Below are 19,527 nucleotides of genomic sequence, written 5' to 3'. Positions count from 1 at the left end.
GTAACCCAGTTGTTATCGGGGGCTTGTTGTTTTGGCGAACGCGCTTTGCAGGCTTAGCCTTCTTCGACCTCGACTTCGGCGTCGTCTTTTTTAACTGGCTTAACCAAATCTTCGCGTTTAATGCCCAGCCACATGGCAATGGCGGCGGCAACGAAAACGGAAGAATAGATACCAAACCAAATGCCGATCGTAAGAGCAAGGGCAAAATAGTGTAGCGTCGGCCCACCAAAGATCAGCATCGACAACACCATAATTTGTGTTGATGTGTGGGTGATGATGGTGCGGGAAATGGTTTGGGTGATTGCGCTGTCGATCACCTCCGTGGTTGAAGCCCGCCGTTGCTTACGGAAATTTTCACGGATACGGTCCATGATCACCACCGACTCGTTTACCGAGTAGCCCAGTACTGCAAGAACACCGGCCAGTACGGCTAAAGAAAACTCCCATTGGAAAAAGGCGAAAAAGCCCAGAATGATAATGACGTCGTGGAAGTTGGCTACGACCCCTGCAATAGCGAACTTCCATTCGAAACGCAGGGCCAGGTAAACCATAATGCCGATAACAACACACAATAAGGCCAGCAGGCCGTTTGTGACCAGCTCTTCACCTACTTGCGGGCCAACAAACTCCACCCGGCGTAACTCCACGTTCGGCGTGTCGGCCTGCAGTGCAGCCATGACTTTCTCGCTTTGAACCGTGGCGTCTTCACCCTCCGCCACCGGCAGGCGAATCATGACATCGCGCGAGGTGCCGAAATTCTGTACCTGGAAGTCGGAGTAGCCGATTTCACTCAGGGCGTTGCGAACCTGCCCAAGATCGGCTGATTGCTGATAGTGGGTTTCCATGACGGTGCCACCCGTAAACTCGATAGATAAATGGAATCCGCGCGTGGCAATAAAAAATACAGCTAAAGCAAAAGTGATCAGGCTGATCAGGTTCAGCACCAGCGCGTGGCGCATGAACGGAATGGTGCGTTTGATTCTAAAGAGTTCCATTATTTCGTTGCCTAAATGATTGGGGCGAATAATTGCATGTTGGATCGGGCTTTAATCTTTCGGCTTCCAGATTTGCCCGATTGAAATGCTTTGCAGCTTACGACGACGCCCGTACCAAAGGTTGGTGATGGCCCGTACACCCACGACAGAAGAAAACATGGAGGTTAGGATCCCGATGCAATGCACGACGGCAAAACCGCGAACCGGCCCGGAACCAAATGCCAGCAACGCCAGCCCCACAATAAGTGTCGTCAGGTTGGAGTCGAGAATGGTGCCCCAGGCTCGTTCAAAACCTTGATGAATCGCCTGCTGCGGCGCCATTCCGCCTCGCAGTTCTTCCCTGATCCGTTCGTTGATCAGCACGTTTGCATCAATCGCCATACCCAGGGCTAGCGCCAAGGCAGCGATACCCGGTAATGTAAGTGTGGCCTGCAACATGGAAAGGACACCCAGCAGCAACAAAATATTGAAGCTCAGTCCAAGGGTGGAGAAGACACCGAACAGGTGATAGTAAATAATGATGAACAAGGCCAAAGCAGCAAAGCCCCACATCACTGATTTAAAGCCCATTTCAATATTTTCCGCGCCCAGGCTGGGTCCGATAGTGCGCTCTTCAATAATCTCCATGGGTGCCGCCAAGGCACCGGCGCGCAAGAGCAGCGCAATATCCGAGGCTTCTTGTGCCGTCATGCTGCCGGAAATTTGAACTTGCCCCCCCGGAATTTCACTGCGGATAACGGGCGCGGTTACCACCTGGCCTTTACCCTTTTCAAATAGCAGAATAGCCATGCGTTTACCCACGTTGTCGCGGGTAACGTCGCGGAAAATACGAGCGCCTTTTTGGTCGAGCGTGAGGTTGACCGATGGTTGCTGGGTTTGCTGGTCGCGCCCGGGTTGGGCATCTTGCAGGTTCTCACCGGTCAGGACTACCTGTCGACGCAACAGAAGCGGGCGCCCATCAGTGTCTTCGTATCGCTCCAGGCCAAAGGGTACGCGGCCGGCGGCCAAAGCGTTCTGGGCCGATTGTGACTCATCGACCATGCGAATTTCAAGAGTTGCCGTACGACCAAGAATTTCCTTGGCTTTGGCAACGTCTTGAACCCCCGGCAACTGAACAACAATGCGGTCGGCACCTTGGCGCTGAATAATGGGTTCGGCGACGCCCAGTTCGTTAATCCGGTTATGCAGCGTCGTGATGTTCTGTTGCAGCGCATTGTTTTGAACCTCCGTAACCGCGCTTTCGGTTAGCCGGGAGGTGAGCACGAAACGGTCTCCATTTTCAGAGACCGAGTAAATCATTTCGGGTAAACGGTTGCGCAACACAGAAGCGGCGTTGTTAGCGGCGTCTTCGTTGTCGAACTGGGCCACGATTGACATGCCGTCGCGCTCGACCCCGCCGGTACGAACACCTTCTTCACGCAGGATAACGCGGACGTCGTTGGCCAGCGTGTCGTAGCGGCCGTTCAGAGCCCCCTGCATGTCAACCTGCAGCAGGAAGTGAACGCCACCGCGCAAATCGAGCCCCAGATACATGGGGCTGGCACCCAATGCAGTGAGCCAGTTGGGTGACGACGGCAGCAAATTCAACGCGACGGTGTAATCGGGGTCGGCCGGGTTGGGGTTCAGCGCATTCTCGATAACATCTTTGGCTTGCAACTGTGTGTCGGTTGAGTCGAAACGAAAACGAACCGTGCCCACCGGCCCGTTTTGCTCAAAGAATGAACCTGTTGTTGGGATGTTTTTTTCATCCAACAATTGCTGGACGCGGCCCATCATGTTGGCTTCAACCTTGACCGCTGTTTTGGCAGGTGCAATCTGGACGGCAGGCGATTCGCCGAAGAAATTGGGCAGGGTATAAAGAAGCCCAATAATGACAGCAGCCAGAACGATGAGATATTTCCAGAGGGGGTAACGGTTCATTGCGGATCAACGGTTGAAATGTAAACAAGCCCCGTTTCGGTGGATACGGGGCTGAAAAGGAGCAGGTTGCTGCTTATAGTGCTTTGATGGTGCCTTTGGGCAACACCGAGGCAACGGCGGTACGCTGCAAAACCACTTCAACAGGCTTGTCGGCCAGCGAGGTTACTTCGACGGTGATGTAGCTGTCGCTGACTTTGGTGACTTTGCCCAACATCCCGCCCGTGGTAATGATTTCGTCGCCTTTGGCCAACGCGGCCACCATATTGCGATGTTCCTTTTGCCGCTTCATTTGGGGGCGGATCATAAGGAAATACAGAATGACGAACATTAAAATGATGGGTAGCATACCCATCAGTGCATTACCTTCGCCGGCTGCCTGTGCGACGATTTGTGAAAGGGTGTCAACGAGGGACATTCATTACTCCTGATTTTAGGTTTAGCGTTCTATTGTAGCGATATCTGGCTATTGGATGCCGCGCGATCGATTTTCTGTAAATTCAGCTTTCCATTGCTGGAACGATCCGTTCTCGATGGCTTCGCGCATCTCGGCCATTATCTTTAGGTAAAAGTAAAGATTATGCAAGGTGTTTAGCCTCGATCCCGTTATTTCGTTGGCCCGTTGCAGGTGATGCAGATAAGCGCGCGAGAAATGTTGGCAAGTGTGGCAATGGCAATCGGGATCAAGCGGCTGGGTGTCATCTTTATAACGGGCATTGCGAATTTTGATATCGCCGTAACGGGTAAACAGCCAGCCATTGCGGGCGTTTCGGGTTGGCATGACGCAATCAAACATGTCTACGCCGTGGCTGACTCCCTCAACCAGGTCTTCAGGTGTGCCTACGCCCATTAAATAGCGAGGTGCGTTGTCGGGCAATTTGGGGGCCACATGACGCAGGACGCGCATCATTTCCTCTTTGGGTTCCCCGACCGATAATCCCCCAATCGCATAGCCGTGAAAGCCGATTTGCGTCAGGCCTGCAAGTGATTCGTCGCGCAGATCTTCGTACATGCCCCCTTGTACGATACCGAACAAGGCGTTGGGGTTTTCCAGTTCATTGAAGGCATTCTTTGAGCGTTGCGCCCAGCGCAGGGACATGCGCATTGACTGAGCGGCTTCTTCGTGCGTGGCTGGACGTCCATCTATTTTGTAAGGGGTGCATTCATCGAACACCATGACAATATCTGAGTTCAAGGCGCGCTGAATACGCATGGACTCTTCCGGTGTCAGAAACAGGCGCGAGCCGTCGATAGGAGAGGCAAACTTCACGCCTTCTTCAGTAATTTTGCGCAGGCCGTCGAGACTGAATACCTGGAAGCCGCCGGAGTCGGTAAGAATGGGACGAGACCATTGCATGAAACCATGCAAACCTTGATGTTTTTCAATGACTTCCGTGCCGGGGCGCAGCCATAGGTGAAATGTATTTCCCAAAATGATTTGTGCGCCAATGTCGTCTAGTTCGTGAGGTAACATGGCTTTCACGCTGCCATACGTACCGACCGGCATGAAAATGGGCGTTTCCACCACGCCGTGGTTCAACGTCACCTGGCCTCTGCGGGCCGGCCCATCGGTTTTGAGAAGTTTGAAATTCAATCCGGTCATTTGGAAGGGGTCTCGATAAACATGGCGTCGCCATAACTGAAAAAGCGGTACTGCTGCGCAACCGCGTGTTCATAAGCCTGCTTGATCGGCGTCATGCCTGCCAGGGCGGAAACCAGCATCAGCAGGGTTGAGCGCGGTAAGTGAAAGTTGGTGATGAGGGCGTTGACCAGATCAAACTGGTAACCCGGTGTAATGAATAAGTTTGTATCGCCCGAAATGTCGACCCCAGCCTGGCCCGCCTCTCTTTGCTTTGCCGCCGATTCCAGCGCTCGCACGCTGGTGGTGCCAACGGCAATAATTCGCCTGCCTTGCTGTCGCGTTTCATCAACAAGCTTTAACGTTTCAGCGGGTACGGTATAGCGCTCGAAATGCATTTTGTGTTCGGTCAGTTTTTCCACCCGAACCGGTTGGAATGTGCCGGCGCCTACATGCAGGGTCACAAAAGCAAGCCGGACCCCCTTGTTTTTCAATTGTTCAAGCACAACATCATCGAAGTGCAATCCTGCCGTAGGTGCCGCCACGGCGCCGGGCTCTTGTGCATAAACGGTTTGATATCGCGCTTCGTCTTGGGCGTCTGCCGCATGTTCAATGTACGGTGGCAGCGGTGTCATACCATGCTCGTCCAGCGCGTCAAGTACGTTAACCGGAAACTGAACGGAAAAAAGTTCGCCTTCGCGACCGGTGACCGTCAGGCTTAAATTCGGGGCAATATGCAATACCGTGCCGGGTTTGGGCGATTTGCTGGACTTAATATGCGATAGCGCCTGTTTATCTTCGGTGATTCTTTCAATGAGCAATTCCACCTTGCCACCCGTGTCTTTCTGTCCCAAAAGACGCGCCTTGATCACTTTTGTGTTGTTGAATACCAATAAGTCTCCCGCTTTTAAGAAGTCGGGTAAATCAAGAAATTGGCGGTCGTGAATTTGCGATAAGGTGTCCAGGTGCAATAAGCGGCTGGCACTGCGTTGGTCGGCTGGTGTTTGGGCAATCAGCGCTTCAGGTAAATCGTAATCGAATTGTGAGAGGCGCAATTCGTTGTTGTCGGGATAGGGTTTTTCGGTCATGAAACAGAACGTGCTTTTCGGTATGCTTTGTGTTTGGGTTGACTCAACAGGATGACATTGATGCTTGCGCATTTTACTCGGCACCGGAAGGCGGCGGTTTCAAAGCTCGGTTTGATACTCGGTTGTGCGTGTGTGTTGGGCCTTAGTTTACCGGTGTCGGGCAGTAGCCAGACGTTGCCGGAACCTTTGCAGCAGGCCTGGCGACAAACCGGCTTAACTACCAATGACGTCTCCGTCGTCGTGAAAGAGTTGAACGGCCCGGTGTTGTTTTCCATTAATCCCGAGGTGCCGCGTAATCCTGCTTCAGTCATGAAAATGGTCACAACCTGGGCGGCTTTGTCTGAACTGGGGCCCGATTATCAGTGGCGTACGGCGTTTTTTTACGATGGTGTGCCGGTTCCCGACGCCCAGGGGTCACTGCCCAAGCCGATTTACCTCAAGGCGTCGGGCGATCCTTTTATGCAGGTCGAGGAGCTCTGGGCTTTATTACGTGAATTGCGCTTGCGCGGGGTGAAGAATTTAACGGAGGTGGTGGTTGATCGATCCATTTTCGGGCCGGTGGCGATTGATCCCGGTGCTTTCGATGCGGCCCCCGATCGCCCTTACAACGCCAGTCCCGATGCCATGATGGTTGGTTTAGGTGCCGTTCGGCTGTCTTTTCAGCCCGATTACCTGGCCCGAAAGTGGATTCCGGTTGTTGACCCCCCGGTTCGGGGTATTCGGGTTCAGGGCGAGGTGGCATGGAGCGATGCTGTTTGCCCGGGGTCGCCGCGGGTCTCAACCCAAGTTTTCCCCAGTGCGTCCGGGGCGGTTGTTGTGCAAGTTGATGGAACGGCGGCAGGATCTTGTGGCGAGTTCAGTGTTTATCGTCTTGCGATGAATCAGCCCGCCTACTTCGACGCTGTTTTTCGTTTGTTGTGGCGTGAGCTTGGCGGTACGTTAGGCAGGGGTATTCGACAAGGTGAAACTCCGCCTGGTGCATCGCTTTTCGTGTGGCATGATTCCGAGACGCTTTCAGATATGATTCGCCACGTAAATAAATACAGCAATAACGTCATGGCGCGTACCCTCTTGTTAACGCTGGCGGCTGAGTCCGGTGCCTATGGCGCAACGCCCGAAGCCGGTGCGCGGATTGCGCTCGATTTGTTGCGCCGCCAGGGCATCGATACCCGTGGTTGGGTTATTGATAACGGTTCAGGCTTGTCGCGCGACGGCCGCCTGACGGCGGCCGGTTTGGTGCAAATGCTGGATACGGCTTGGAACTCACCGCTTATGCCTGAATTCATGTCGTCTTTGGCCATTGCGGGGGTCGATGGAACGGTTCGCCGGCGTTTGCGTAATGATGAAGCGCGCGGAATGGCCCATTTAAAAACGGGAACATTGCGCGATACCCGTGCGATTGCAGGTTATGTGTTGGGTGAAAGCGGCAGGCGATACGCCCTTGTAAGTATGGTCAATGGCAATCGAACCGGTGCCATGCGGTCTTTTGATGATGCACTGATTCGCTGGTTAAGCACTCAGTAAGGGTGGCCGGACTTTAAGTCAAAGGCCGGCTGTAAAACGGCTAAACTTGCTACCTGAGTCTTTTAATTCTCCCGCAGGAATTTTGCATGCCGATACATGAAATACGCCACCCCCTGATCCGACACAAGTTGGGCTTGATGCGCAAAGCGGATCTCAGCACCAAGAATTTTCGCGAAATGTCGCAAGAGGTGGCGGCGCTTCTAACCTACGAGGCCACCAAAGATCTGCCCCTTGAGCCCACTGTGGTGCAAGGCTGGTGTGGCCATATCAATGTAGAGAAAATTGCCGGTAAAAAGGTTACGGTGGTACCGATTTTACGCGCCGGCATCGGCATGCTCGACGGTGTGCTTACCTTGATACCGGGCGCTAAAGTCAGCGCGGTCGGCATTGCCCGTAACGAGGAAACCCTGCAGGCGCAAACTTATCTTGAACGTTTGGCAGATTCCCTTGATCAGCGTTTGGCACTGATTGTTGACCCCATGTTGGCCACCGGGGGCTCGATGGTTGCCACCATCGATATGCTGAAAAAAGCCGGTGCCAATAATATTCGTGCTTTGGTTCTGGTGGCGGCGCCGGAAGGGATTAAGGCGGTTGAGACTCAGCATCCCGATGTGCATATTTATACGGCTTCGATCGATAGTCATTTAAATGATGATGGCTATATTATTCCCGGCCTGGGCGATGCCGGAGACCGAATTTTTGGCACGCGTCAAAAACACGCCTGATCGGCTAAAGGGCGTAATCAGTCTTTTTATTTAACATTTGTCAATTGCGTTTTAGCGCCAGTCCGGTACTATGAAAAGGTAAGCGGGCCAATTAATCCGGCCCGCCGTGATCACCACTAATTTAACTAAAGGGGTGCAAAAATGGCTAAAAATGAACTGAAAGCTCAAGAAGAAGAGTTTATTGAAGGCGTGAAGGAAAGCCTTGACGACGCTGAGAAGCTGCTTCGCGAAGCAGCCCAGGCAAGCGGTGAAAAAGCTGAGGAATTGCGCGAACGCGCCATGCAATCGCTGCGTCGTACGCGTTCGGCTTTGTACGACACGCAAGATGCCCTGCTTGAGCGGGGTCGTTTGGCCGCACGTGCCACCGACGACTACGTGCATGACAATCCGTGGCAGGCAATAGGTGTCGCGGGCCTGACGGGTTTGCTCATCGGCATGTTGATCAGTCGCCGTTAAGAAACGGCCCGAAATCATGTTCATTGCTTCAAGGGGCCCGTTTTAGATGGCACTTCGACAATCCGCCGGCCAGTTGGCTGCAACGCTGGTTTCCATCGTCGGTACACGTTTAGAGCTTTTCTCAATCGAATTGGCGGAGCAGCGCTTGCGCCTGATAAAGGTGATGTGCCTGACGGTGGGCGCGATCTTGTGCCTGGTGCTCGCGTTGCTGGTTGTTTCGCTTTTGGTTGCGCTGTATTTCTGGCCAACCGAATATCGGTATGCGGCATTGGGCTTGCTGGCGTTGGTGTATTTGTTCGTTGGCCTGGGCTTGGCCTGGTGGGTCAAAAACGAGCTTTGCGCCAACCCTGTCCCCTTTGAAGCAACGCTCGATGAACTGAAACGTGACCTTGCTTTGGTCAATCGGTTGCAGGAAGTGGATCGTGCCGATCGCAATCCAGGAGATGCACCATGAGCTCAACGATGTCGCGCGCCCGAGAGCGCGCTTTGCGAAAAGAGCTGCTTAGGGCCCGCGCGGCCGTCGAGCGTCAGTCGTTGCGTAAATCCACGTGCGATGTCGTGCACGACATCTCGCCCGCAGCATTGGTTCGTAGCGTGGTGCCGCGTTCGTTGTCGTCTGGTAAAGGGGCGGGTGCCGCGCTCATGCAGGGCGCCCGCTTTTTGAGCCGTTATCCGTTTCTGGTTTCTACGTTGTCCGGCCTGTTTTCAGGAAGGGGGCGTTCGCGCACTCGCTTATTGAAGGCAGGTGTGGGCGTTGTTGCAGCCTGGCAAATGGTGAAGCTGTTAAAGCCCGGCCAGGGCTCGCCGGACGCATCTTGAGGCAGCACAACATTACCCCAGGCCCAAAGTCGGCCAAATTTCGTCAATTCGGCTTTTAACCTTTTCGTCCATCACAATCGGTCGGCCCCACTCTCGCTGGGTTTCTCCCGGCCATTTGTTGGTTGCGTCCATTCCCATTTTGCCGCCTAACCCCGAAACGGGCGAGGCGAAGTCCAGATAGTCGATAGGGGTGTTTTCCACCAACACAGTGTCTCGTACCGGGTCCATTCGGGTTGTCATAGCCCAAACAACCTCTTTCCAGTCGCGTGGGTCAATGTCGTCGTCGACCACCACGATGAACTTGGTGTACATGAACTGACGCAGGACACTCCAAAGGCCAAACATCACGCGTTTGGCATGTCCGGGATACTGTTTTCGGATCGAGACAACGGCAAGCCGGTAACTACACCCTTCGGGCGGCAAATAAAAATCGACAATTTCAGGCAGTTGGCGCTTTAACAAAGGTACGAAAACCTCGTTCAATGCAACACCCAAAACAGCGGGTTCGTCGGGCGGCTTACCCGTGTAGGTACTGTGGTAAATGGGGTTTCGGCGCATGGTGATGCGATCAACCGTGAAGACGGGAAACCAGTCTTGCTCGTTGTAATACCCGGTATGGTCGCCGTACGGCCCTTCCAGGGCCATTTCGTAGCCAGACTCTTTCGGAGGCGTCGTCGCGCCCTGCGGGTTCGTTGGCAGCGCGCCGGGGTCGGTAGACGGCAGTATATGGCCTTCCAGTACAATCTCCGCATATGCTGGGACCGACAGTTCGCTGCCGATCGCTTGCGTTAGCTCAGTGCGGGCTCCCCGCAACAGGCCGGCGAATTGATATTCCGAGAGGCTGTCGGGAACCGGTGTGACGGCGCCCAGAATAGTGGCCGGGTCGGTTCCCAGCGCAACGGCAATCGGGAACGGTTGGCCGGGGTTTGCAAGACAATGATCACGAAAATCCAATGCGCCGCCTCGATGCGATAACCAACGCATTATTAATTTGTTGCGTCCAATTTGTTGCTGGCGATAAATGCCCAGATTTTGGCGTCGCGCATTCGGACCCCGAGTAATCACCAGCCCCCATGTCAACAATGGGGCAATGTCCTCGGGCCAGCAGTGCTGCAAGGGTATTTGGTTCAGATCGACATCTTTGCCTTCCAGCACAATTTCCTGGCAAGGCGCGCCCCGAATTTTCTTTGGACTCATGTCCCAGAGGGCCGACTTCAGGGTGGCGACTTTTGCGAACGCATCCCTCAGCCCTTTGGGTGCCTCGGGTTCTCGTAACGAAGCCAGCAACTCCCCAATATCGCGCAGGGCACTGACGTTATCGGCCCCCATGCCCAAGGCCACCCGATGCGGTGTGCCGAACAGGTTGGTGAGTACCGGCATGGCCGCTGCCTGATTCTGATGTTGCGCATTGCGGAACAAAAGTGCCGGCCCCTGGGTCTGAAGGACACGGTCACTGATTTCGGTCATTTCCAGGTGCGTGGAAACGCCGGCATGAATTGTCTTCAGTTCGCCAATTGACTCAAGTTGCGCTATAAAGTCGCGTAAATCACGATATTTCAAGAGATGTTCACCCCTATGGTTCTAAACAGTTCGGGCCAGGCGCTTGCCCGTATTTTTCGAAGTGTACGTCATCAACTTGCTGAGTTGGTGCATGTATGTGCTGTTTATTTGGGTCTGGCTGTTCTGGTCACTGTTGCACTAAGCCTTACGGTGCCCGCATTGAAGGAACAAACCCGTCAGGTTCATACGGCTTTGCTGGCCAGTTTGCGTCCTGCCTCTTTGCAAATCGATTTGTTTTCCTTGCCGGAGCGGGGTTTTAGTTTCGGTGCTTTGTTGTCGGAGCCCGATTGGGCGAAGAGCGAGTGGGCCGAAGCGCCGTTAACCGATAGCATGCCCGATGCCGATCAACCGTTTTCGCAGGCAATGGCCGAAGCAGATGACTATGTCATTCCAGGGGTAACGTCAGAGCAAAGCAAAGCGCTGCGCAGCTATATCGCGCGCAAATATCGCATCGCGCACAAGGCGGCGGGTGTGCTTATTCAGAATGTGTTTCAAGTGGCACGCCAGCGAGAACTCGATCCCCAATTGGTACTTGCCGTCATCGCAATCGAGTCTCGTTACAATCCGTTTGCTGAAAGTCATGTCGGGGCGCAGGGTCTGATGCAAGTGATGACACGCGTCCATAAAGAGAAATTTGTTGATTTTGCCGATGGAGTAGATGCCGCGTTGAATCCTTTGGCCAATATTCAGGTGGGCACTCAAATTCTGTACGATTGCATCAAGCGGCGTGGTTCAATTCGTGGGGGGTTGGCGTGCTACGTTGGCGCGACCGGGCCGGGCGACGGCGGTTACGGCAATAAAGTGCTGGCCGAAATGCGTCGTATCGCGCTTGCCTCGGGCATTGCGCCCAGCTTTAAGTTGTAATTCGGGTTAGCGCAGAAATTGAGCCATGCGCCCAACGGCCTCTTCCAGCCGATTTAAGCCCAACGTATAGGAAAAGCGCAGCATTTTTTGGGCATGTGCGGGGCCAAAGTCGCGACCGGGCACCGCCGCAACATGAGCCTGGGCAAGCATTTGCTGCGAAAACGCTTCACTGTCATTACTGTGCCGGCTAACGTCGGCGTACACATAGAACGCACCATCAGGCTTAACCGGAACGGTTAGCCCTAGTTTTTCAAGCTCCGGAACCAGATAATCGCGCCGCTGTTTGAACGAAAGGCGGCGGTTTTCATAGATGCGCATGACTTCCGGCTCAAAGCAGGTGAGGGCGGCATGCTGAGCCAGACTGGGTGCGCAGATGGTCAGGCTGGCCGCGAGTTTGTCTACGGCGGTGATCATGGTTTCGGGCACAGTCATCCAGCCCAAGCGCCAACCGGTCATGTGAAAATATTTTGAAAAGCTATTGATAATAATGAGATTATCATCCAGGGTGAGGGCGCTTTCGGGCTTTTCATCGTAATAAAGTCCAAGATAGATCTCGTCCATAATGACAAAGCCGCCACGGGCATTAACTGCCTCGATAAGCTTCTTGAGTTCAGACTGCAAAATGCGTGTGCCAGTGGGGTTGCTGGGCGAAGCAATAACGACACCGCGCGTATCCGGGCCCCAATGTGTTTCGATATCGTTTGCCGTTAGCTGGAATTGTTGTTCGGGCCCGCACGGAATCAGCTTTGGTCTACCACCTGCACAGCGTATAAAGTTCTGGTTGGCGGGGTAGGATGGGTCGGGCATGAGTATCTCAGCCCCCGGGTCGATCAGTGCCGTGCAGGCTAATAAAAGTGCGCCGGAGGCGCCCGACGTGACGATAACCCGTTCAGGCTTCACACGGGCACCGAATTCCTCGCCATAATAATGTGCAATGGCTTCGCGCAAGGGCGCAAGGCCCAATGGGGGGGTATAACCGCTTAATCCGGCGGATGAAGCCCGGTTCAGTGTTTCTACCACTTGGGCTGGAGCGGTGAAGTCGGGTTCGCCGATGCCCAGGCTGATAATGTCGTGCCCTTGTGCAATGAGTGCCGCCCCCTGTTTGAACACCTCAACGGCGTAGAATGGTTGTATCTCGGAGCATCTTTGGGCCAATTCGGGCATAACGGCGTCTCTTTGCAGGTCACGGTTTATTGAGTTTAAAGCGTTATTTAATCGTATTATTCAGTTCAAAGGAAATCAGGCATGCCGTCGCTGTCACGCCGCGCGTTTTTCACGGGTCGGCGCATCACGAATGATCCATGGGAAAATTTTTGCCAACGAATGCGCCGTTTAGTGCAGGGAAGTTTTTTTAACGAGGGTCGGGTCGACGGTTTTGGTCATGCCAGGCTGTCAGCCAAAACACCGGCCGACGCGCATCACGCGCTTATGTTGTGTAATGAATACGAGGTTGTGTTCATGCTTGATGGCTTGGAAGAAGAGGCACAGCAACCAGGGTCGCCGGTATTGTGGGTTGACCCCAGTATCTATTTGAAAACCTGTCAGCCGGTGCCTGAAACGGACGATAAATGGTTTGTACAACCGGGCTGTTTCGTTGCGGAACTTAAGCAGGCCGGCTTGAAGCAGTTTGATGCGTTCCCCGATTATTTAACCGTGGCGGCATTGCTTGCCGATCGAGTCCACATGAATTTGCCCACGGGTGAGCTTGGACGTATGGGCTTAAGCCATGCCGGAGTGCTGTTCGCCGATGAAACGAAGGCGGTTTTAGGTCCTTTCGGGGAGACGCAACAACAACCTTTGGGCACGTTAACGTTGCAGCAACTCGCGCCTGCACTTTTTCGCCTTGCTGCGGGAGATTCTGCCAAGCTGTGTGCCGACGCTTCTCACTGGCCCGGCCGATATCGCCTCGATGCGTTGATGCCGGCCGATGGGCATGAAGTGAACCTTTCGCACTTACTTTTCGGGCACGGCGGAGACTTATGCTGGGCGGAGTGGTTTGTGTTTCGGGCGATGTCGGAGCCAGTCGAACCGCTGCCGTTCCGGGGTGTGGCGTCGAACGCGTTTGACGATACGGTCGTTTATGCAGCGCAAGATATCGATCTGCATATCAAGAATCAGTTTGATCCCTGTGGTATTTTTCCCCACCCGGGCCAGGCATTGTAATTTTTTAACCGGGCATGTGTGTATCATTCCCTTTGTTTCATTCTTTTTTGACGTAAACGGACCATCATGGAAGAGAATCTTCGTAAAGCCGCGCTTGAGTATCACGAGAAAGGGCGTCCTGGGAAAATTGCAGTCACCGCCACCAAACAGTTGTCGAACCAGCGCGATTTGATGCTGGCCTATTCTCCGGGTGTGGCAGCCGCTTGCGAAGAAATTGTGTCAGATCCCCAAAACGCCCGGCGCTTCACGGCGCGAGGCAATCTGGTTGGCGTCATCACCAACGGTTCGGCTGTTCTGGGGCTAGGCAACATTGGTGCCCTGGCATCGAAACCGGTCATGGAAGGCAAGGCGGTACTCTTCAAAAAGTTTGCAGGTATCGATGTTTTCGATATTGAAATTAACGAATCGGATCCCGACAAGCTGGTTGAGACCATTGCTCGCCTGGAGCCCACGTTCGGCGGCATTAACCTGGAAGACATTAAAGCGCCGGAATGCTTCATTGTTGAGCGCAAGTTGCGCGAGCGTATGTCAATCCCGGTTTTTCATGACGACCAGCACGGAACGGCAATCTGTGTGGCTTCGGCCTTTATCAGTGCTTTGAAAGTTGTCGAAAAAGATATCGACAAGGTCAAGGTCGTGGTGTCGGGGGCGGGCGCAGCTGCGCTGGCGTGTCTTGAACTGATGGTCGATTTAGGCTTGCCCGCAAAGAATATATGGGTCTCTGACATTGAAGGGGTGGTGTACCAGGGCCGCACGGTATTGATGGACCCGGAAAAAGCTCGTTACGCGCAGGAAACCGAGGCGCGTACGCTGGGCGATATTATCGAGGGAGCCGACGTATTCCTGGGGTTGTCCGCCGGTGGCGTGTTGAAACCCGAGATGGTGGCCCGCATGGCCTCGAACCCCATTATTTTGGCTTTGGCGAATCCCAGTCCTGAAATACTGCCGGAAGACGCCCATGCCGTGCGCGACGATGTTGTGGTGGCAACCGGTCGTTCCGACTATCCGAATCAGGTTAATAACGTGTTGTGCTTCCCCTATATGTTCCGTGGGGCGCTCGACGTTGGCGCAACCACGATTACACGGGGCATGGAGAAAGCGGCCGTTGAGGCCATTTCGCAGTTGGCGCAGGAAGAGCAGAATGACGTTGTGGCGGCCGCCTACGGCAGTTACGGCGTATCTTTCGGGCGCGAGTATCTCATTCCCAAGCCGTTCGATCCGCGTCTTATTTTGCGCATTGCGCCGGCCGTGGCAAAGGCCGCCATGGACGACGGCGTGGCAACCCGCCCCATTGAAGATTTCGACGCATACGCAGAGCAATTGCAGCAGTTCATTTATCGCTCGGGTTCGTTCATGAAGCCCTTGTTTTCCGCCGCCAAAGCGATGGTACGTGATGGCGGCAAGGCGCGTATTGTCTTCACGGAAGGGGAGGATGAGCGCGTGTTGCGGGCGGTTCAAATCGTTGTGGATGAACATTTGGCAAAGCCGATTCTGGTCGGGCGTCCGGCCGTCCTGGAGGCGCGCATTAAACGCTTTAATCTGCGCCTTAAGTTGGGTGTGGATGTTGAGGTTACCAATCCGGATTACGACGAGCGGTTCCATCAATATTGGACAACCTATTGGGAAAAAATGTGCCGGCGCGGCATTAGCAAGGAAATGGCGCGGGTCGAGATGCGTCGCCGCCTGACGTTAATTGGTGCCATGATGGTGCATTTGGGCGATGCCGACGGCATGATTTGCGGTACGGTTGGGGCCTATGCCGATCATCTGCGCTTTGTTGATGAGGTTATTGGCAAGGCGCCTGGGGCAAAAACATACGCCGCCATGAATATTCTGTTGCTTTCCGAACGGACGGTGGCGTTGGCTGACACTCATGTGAATGATGATCCCTCGGCGGAGCAGGTTGCTGAAATTACCATGGCGGCGGCGGCACAAATGCGCCGCTTGAATATTGAACCGAAAATAGCGCTGTTGTCGCGTTCAAACTTCGGCACGGGCAGTTCGGCGTCCGGCGAGAAGATGCGTCAGGCGCTGGAGATGGTTCATGCCCAGGCGCCTGATCTTGAGGTTGATGGCGAGATGCATGGCGACTGCGCATTGGACGAATCGTTGCGTGAGCGCATTCTTCCCTCAACAACATTGAAAGGTGCGGCCAATTTGTTGATTTGCCCCAACGTTGACTCGGGTAATATCGCGTATAACTTGCTTAAAACAGCGGCTGGTGGCAATGTTGCGATTGGCCCGTTTTTGTTGGGCGCAAATGCGCCGGTGCATATCCTTACGTCCAGCTCAACGGTGCGTCGCATTGTCAACATGACCGCAATGGCGGTGGTCGACGCAAATACACTAAGCCCATCCCCGTAATACGTTTTTTATCGGAGGCGCAATGACCCAGTCCGCATTGCAAAAGAAGCTGAAAAAAGGGGGCCAGATCGACGCCCTTTCAGTCAGCCAGGAAGAAGTGGCAAAACAGGCCGACGCGCTGGGTATCACTTATTTCCCCGTTGAGTGTGATCGTGCCCGTAGTCGCTCGGCTGTGCTAAGGGCTGTTGTGAAAGCGGTTGATTTTCCCGAGTTTTTTGGGGGTAATCTGGATGCTTTTTACGATTGCCTGTGCGATACGGTTATCGATCAGAAAGCAGGGCTATGCCTTTGGTTTCACAATTTGCACTCGGGCGACCCGGCGCTTGAGGAAGATTCAAAAGCCATTATCTCGGTATGTGAAGATGTGGTGGAGTACGCTGCGAATAACGGGCGCAGCTTTTCTTTCGCGGTTCAGCACGCTGGAAAACATCCCGACCCCGAGCCGGGTGTTGCGCCGGTTCCGTACTCCGGCAGTTAACGTAGCGGCACCCGCGCCGCTATTCCCAGTCTTGCAGGGCACTAATGGCCGATACCATGGCCAGCCCTGCGGTTTCTGTTCTTAATATGCGCTTGCCGAAACGAACTGGTTTGACCCCGGCCTTATCGGCCTGCGCCATTTCTTCTTCCGACCAGCCACCCTCGGGCCCAATGAGCAAGGTGATGTGATTTGAGGATGGGTTCAGCACGTCGCGTAAGGAGTGGGGGGCGTCGGGGTGGCAAATAAGCGTCAGGTCGGTGGTTGCCAACAGGGATGGCAGTGTTTTTGGTTCGGTAAGTTGCATGAGTTGATTGCGACCGCATTGGGCGCAGGCCGACTCAATAATTTTCTCCCAATGGCGCATTTTCTTGCCGATGCGTTCGGCGCCCAGATTGACTACACTGCGTCGCGCTAAAACCGGAATGAAGGTGCGTACACCTGTTTCAACCGCTTTTTCGATGATCCAATCCATTTTGTCCGACGAGACTAACGCTTGCCCTAACGTTAAATGGCCGGCCAACTCAACATTTCGGGTTTCATATTTATGGATATGGGCCAGGGCTTTCTTGCCTTCAAGAATTAAGGTCGCGTGATATTGCCCCTGCCGGCCGTCGAATAACACTATCGGTGTGTCGTGCTTAAGGCGCAAGACTCGAACGGCATGGTGGGCCAGTGTGTCGGGTAGTTCAATCGTATCGCCGCATTGCGGCGAGAAGGGGTAGAAAAAGCGCGGAGCAGTCATTAAGGGGTGTCCGGGGTAAGCAAATGGACCTTGGAGGCCGGGTGCCTGAAAGCCTTTAATTCTAGCGTGCCGCCGTCAAAATGTTGCGTTCATTTGACATGTAACAGGCTAAATGTACGGCGGGTGTTAAAATGTTCGGCTTTGCAATCTTTCTTTATTGGGGTTTGCCCTGATAGGGTTCGCCTTCATATAGCGAGTATCCAATGAGCGTTTCGCCGACCCAAGACTCTTCCCTGGCTAATGCCGTACGTGCTTTGGCCATGGATGCCGTGCAACAAGCCAAATCCGGGCATCCTGGTGCGCCCATGGGCATGGCCGATATTGCTGAAGCATTATGGACGCGCCACCTGCGTCATAATCCAGCTGATCCGGCGTGGCCCAATCGAGACCGCTTCGTGCTGTCCAATGGGCATGGTTCCATGCTTATTTATGCTTTGTTGCACCTTAGTGGTTACGATTTGCCCATTGAAGAATTGCGCAATTTTCGTCAACTGCACTCGCGTACACCAGGCCACCCTGAAGTGGGGGTTACGCCCGGTGTGGAAACAACGACCGGCCCACTTGGGCAGGGGGTAAGTAACGCTGTTGGTATGGCGCTGGCCGAGGCATTATTGGCCAAAGAGTTCAACCAAGACGGTCACGCCATTGTTGATCACTTCACTTACGCCTTTGTGGGTGATGGTTGCCTAATGGAAGGCATTTCCCACGAGGCCTGCTCGTTGGCTGGCACCCTGAAATTGTCGAAGCTCATTGTCTTCTACGACGATAACGGCATTTCCATCGACGGCGAAGTGAAAGACTGGTTTGCCGATGACACACCCAAACGCTTTGAAAGCTATGGCTGGAACGTCATTCGTAATGTCGATGGCCATAATGTTGCGGCTGTTGATCAAGCCATTGAGCAGGCCAAAGCCTGGGCTGGTGAAGGACGCGGCCCAACGCTTATATGCTGCCGCACTGTTATTGGTAAAGGCGCGCCAAATGCGGCCGGCACCGAGAAAGTGCATGGCGCGCCATTGGGCGACGACGAAATTGCCGCAACGCGCGCAGCAATCGACTGGCCCCATGCCCCCTTTGAAATTCCCGATCATATTTATTTGCGTTGGGATGGCCGCATTAAAGGAAAGTTGTGGCAGTCGGAATGGGAAAATCAGTTCGACGCCTATGCCAAAGCGCACCCTGAATTGGCGGCCGAATTCACTCGTCGTATGAAGGGTGAGTTACCTGCCGAGTTTGCAGAGCAGGCTACGGCGTTCATTAAGGCCACAGCAGAGCGCGCAGAAACCGTTGCCAGCCGCAAGGCATCCCAATTTGTTATTACGGCTTTCGCGCCCTTGCTGCCGGAAATGCTGGGTGGCTCGGCCGACCTTACCGGTTCGAACTTTACCGACTGGAAAGGGGTTGCGCCGGTACGTGCCACCAACGCTGGTGTGCAATTCGGCCGCCACATTAACTACGGTGTACGCGAATTTGGCATGGCCGCCATTATGAATGGCGTGGCCTTGCATGGCGGGTATTTGCCCTTTGGCGGTACGTTCCTTACCTTCTCCGATTATTCCCGTAATGCCATCCGCATGGCGGCGTTGATGAAGCAGCGCGTGGTGCATGTGTTCACGCACGATTCAATTGGGCTGGGCGAAGATGGCCCCACCCACCAGTCAGTCGAGCATGCCGCCAGCTTGCGCTTAATTCCTAACTTGCATGTATGGCGCCCCTGCGACACGACCGAAACCGCTGTGGCCTGGTCTGAATCCGTTTCGCGCCCGTCCAGCATTGGTATGAATGTAAATAACGGCGGGCCGTCTGCGTTGCTCTTGTCGCGTCAGAACCTGCCTTTTGTCGAGCGGGACGACACCACCATCCAGGCAATTTCCCGGGGTGGTTACGTTTTGCGCGACGCAGACAACTTCAAGGCGATCATTATCGCCACGGGCTCCGAAGTGGCCTTGGCATTGCAGGCGCAACAACAGTTGGCCGAAAAAGGCATCCCGGTACGTGTGGTTTCCATGCCGTGCACCAATGTTTTCGACGAGCAAAGCGCCGAATGGAAACGCAGTGTGCTGCCTGAAGGCGCACCACGTGTCGCGGTTGAAGCCGGCGTGACAGCCGGTTGGTACAAGTATGTTGGCTTGAACGGCGCAGTGGTTGGCCTGGACTCCTATGGTGAGTCGGCGCCGGGTGGGGTGTTATTCAAGCATTTTGGCCTCACCGCCGAAAGGGTGGCCGAGGTCGTTGAACAGGTTTTGTAAACAG

Annotated in this window: 18 protein-coding genes; 10 read left to right on the top strand and 8 right to left on the bottom strand. The window is 54.3% G+C overall.

Translation table 11 applies throughout. The features are described from left to right. Positions 1-53: 53 nt before the first annotated feature. From secF to queA, 5 genes are all read right to left on the bottom strand, one after another. A complete protein-coding gene (secF, locus tag CJO09_RS03765) occupies positions 54-995 on the bottom strand; it encodes a protein translocase subunit SecF (protein WP_119441117.1) in 942 nt (313 codons plus the stop codon). 51 nt (positions 996-1,046) lie between these two features. After that, on the bottom strand, positions 1,047-2,915 hold the full coding sequence (gene secD / locus CJO09_RS03760) for a protein translocase subunit SecD (RefSeq protein ID WP_119441116.1): 1,869 nt from the start codon (positions 2,913-2,915) through the stop codon (positions 1,047-1,049). 73 nt (positions 2,916-2,988) lie between these two features. After that, positions 2,989-3,330: a preprotein translocase subunit YajC gene (yajC, locus tag CJO09_RS03755; protein ID WP_114420127.1), complete on the bottom strand. Its 342-nt coding sequence runs from the start codon at positions 3,328-3,330 to the stop codon at positions 2,989-2,991. A gap of 48 nt (positions 3,331-3,378) precedes the next feature. Then, positions 3,379-4,515: a tRNA guanosine(34) transglycosylase Tgt gene (gene tgt / locus CJO09_RS03750; RefSeq protein ID WP_119441115.1), complete on the bottom strand. Its 1,137-nt coding sequence runs from the start codon at positions 4,513-4,515 to the stop codon at positions 3,379-3,381. Next, positions 4,512-5,579, bottom strand: coding sequence for a tRNA preQ1(34) S-adenosylmethionine ribosyltransferase-isomerase QueA (gene queA, locus CJO09_RS03745; RefSeq protein ID WP_119441114.1), 1,068 nt, complete (start codon positions 5,577-5,579; stop codon positions 4,512-4,514). The genes tgt and queA overlap by 4 nt, the downstream gene beginning before the upstream one ends. Positions 5,580-5,711: 132 nt before the next feature. On the opposite strand from queA, the gene dacB reads away from it, so the two are divergent. The 5 genes from dacB to CJO09_RS03720 all read left to right on the top strand — a co-directional run bounded on the left by dacB (position 5,712) and on the right by CJO09_RS03720 (position 9,103). After that, the gene (dacB, locus tag CJO09_RS03740) at positions 5,712-7,103 is read left to right on the top strand and encodes a D-alanyl-D-alanine carboxypeptidase/D-alanyl-D-alanine endopeptidase (protein WP_245961211.1); all 1,392 of its coding nucleotides are present in this window, start codon (positions 5,712-5,714) and stop codon (positions 7,101-7,103) included. Positions 7,104-7,189: 86 nt separating this feature from the next. Then, the gene (upp, locus tag CJO09_RS03735; protein ID WP_119441112.1) at positions 7,190-7,828 is read left to right on the top strand and encodes a uracil phosphoribosyltransferase; all 639 of its coding nucleotides are present in this window, start codon (positions 7,190-7,192) and stop codon (positions 7,826-7,828) included. Between the two features lie 141 nt (positions 7,829-7,969). Then, positions 7,970-8,284: an ElaB/YgaM/YqjD family protein gene (locus CJO09_RS03730; protein ID WP_119441111.1), complete on the top strand. Its 315-nt coding sequence runs from the start codon at positions 7,970-7,972 to the stop codon at positions 8,282-8,284. A gap of 46 nt (positions 8,285-8,330) precedes the next feature. Then, entirely contained in the window at positions 8,331-8,738 is a 408-nt protein-coding gene (locus CJO09_RS03725; protein WP_119441110.1) for a phage holin family protein, read from the top strand. Then, complete coding sequence (locus CJO09_RS03720; RefSeq protein ID WP_119441109.1) at positions 8,735-9,103, top strand: hypothetical protein; 369 nt, start codon at positions 8,735-8,737, stop codon at positions 9,101-9,103. The genes CJO09_RS03725 and CJO09_RS03720 overlap by 4 nt, the downstream gene beginning before the upstream one ends. A 12-nt stretch (positions 9,104-9,115) precedes the next feature. Here the strand turns inward: CJO09_RS03720 and CJO09_RS03715 are convergent, their stop codons facing one another. Next, positions 9,116-10,663 carry a UbiD family decarboxylase gene (locus CJO09_RS03715; protein WP_119441108.1) on the bottom strand — a complete coding sequence of 516 codons (1,548 nt, stop codon included), beginning with the start codon at positions 10,661-10,663 and terminating at the stop codon, positions 9,116-9,118. 15 nt (positions 10,664-10,678) lie between these two features. Between CJO09_RS03715 and CJO09_RS03710 the strand changes: the two genes are divergently transcribed. Beyond that, positions 10,679-11,527: a lytic transglycosylase domain-containing protein gene (locus CJO09_RS03710; RefSeq protein ID WP_114420118.1), complete on the top strand. Its 849-nt coding sequence runs from the start codon at positions 10,679-10,681 to the stop codon at positions 11,525-11,527. A 6-nt stretch (positions 11,528-11,533) separates the two neighbouring features. Here CJO09_RS03710 and CJO09_RS03705 read toward each other — a convergent pair whose 3' ends face one another. Further along, positions 11,534-12,691, bottom strand: coding sequence for a pyridoxal phosphate-dependent aminotransferase (locus CJO09_RS03705; protein ID WP_119441107.1), 1,158 nt, complete (start codon positions 12,689-12,691; stop codon positions 11,534-11,536). Positions 12,692-12,772: 81 nt separating this feature from the next. On the opposite strand from CJO09_RS03705, the gene CJO09_RS03700 reads away from it, so the two are divergent. From CJO09_RS03700 to CJO09_RS03690, 3 genes are all read left to right on the top strand, one after another. Further along, positions 12,773-13,690: an FAD-binding protein gene (locus tag CJO09_RS03700; protein WP_119441106.1), complete on the top strand. Its 918-nt coding sequence runs from the start codon at positions 12,773-12,775 to the stop codon at positions 13,688-13,690. A gap of 66 nt (positions 13,691-13,756) precedes the next feature. Next, entirely contained in the window at positions 13,757-16,054 is a 2,298-nt protein-coding gene (locus tag CJO09_RS03695; RefSeq protein ID WP_119441105.1) for an NADP-dependent malic enzyme, read from the top strand. 22 nt (positions 16,055-16,076) lie between these two features. Then, the gene (locus CJO09_RS03690; RefSeq protein WP_114420114.1) at positions 16,077-16,532 is read left to right on the top strand and encodes a barstar family protein; all 456 of its coding nucleotides are present in this window, start codon (positions 16,077-16,079) and stop codon (positions 16,530-16,532) included. Between the two features lie 19 nt (positions 16,533-16,551). Here the strand turns inward: CJO09_RS03690 and CJO09_RS03685 are convergent, their stop codons facing one another. Beyond that, positions 16,552-17,274: a 16S rRNA (uracil(1498)-N(3))-methyltransferase gene (locus CJO09_RS03685; protein WP_119441104.1), complete on the bottom strand. Its 723-nt coding sequence runs from the start codon at positions 17,272-17,274 to the stop codon at positions 16,552-16,554. A gap of 203 nt (positions 17,275-17,477) precedes the next feature. Here CJO09_RS03685 and tkt point away from each other — a divergent pair, with 203 nt between their 5' ends. Beyond that, a complete protein-coding gene (gene tkt / locus CJO09_RS03680; protein WP_119441103.1) occupies positions 17,478-19,523 on the top strand; it encodes a transketolase in 2,046 nt (681 codons plus the stop codon). The last annotated feature ends 4 nt before the right edge of the window (positions 19,524-19,527 follow it).

The sequence above is a fragment of the Neopusillimonas maritima genome, from assembly GCF_003576595.1.
Taxonomy (GTDB): domain Bacteria; phylum Pseudomonadota; class Gammaproteobacteria; order Burkholderiales; family Burkholderiaceae_B; genus Neopusillimonas; species Neopusillimonas maritima.
The sequence above is the reverse complement of the archived record's forward strand: the minus strand, read 5'-3'. Positions and strand labels throughout refer to the sequence as shown.